The following is a 207-nucleotide window of genomic DNA, read 5'->3' on the forward strand; positions in this document are numbered from 1 at the left end:
GCGGGAACGGCGCCTTACCGGGGTAACCGAGGCGAGCCGCGAGCTCCTCGCCGCCGCCGACCGTGATGATGTAAGCCGAATCGCGATCCGGACCGTCGTCGACGCCTTGGGCCACGAGCTCGCCTGCGTTCGACTGTACGACCCCGATGCGAATGAGCTGGTGCGGACTGCGACGTCGGACGCGGCCGCAGCGCTCGTCCGAGAGGC

1 protein-coding gene is annotated in these 207 nt (G+C 70.0%); it reads left to right on the forward strand.

The annotated features are described in order from the left end of the window. Window positions 1-207, forward strand: a 207-nt coding sequence (locus EXE44_RS21320; RefSeq protein ID WP_369333873.1) for a hypothetical protein, incomplete at both ends; no start/stop codon positions are given.

The sequence above is a fragment of the Halorubrum sp. SS7 genome (assembly GCF_005435055.1).
Lineage (GTDB): Archaea > Halobacteriota > Halobacteria > Halobacteriales > Haloferacaceae > Halorubrum > Halorubrum salinarum.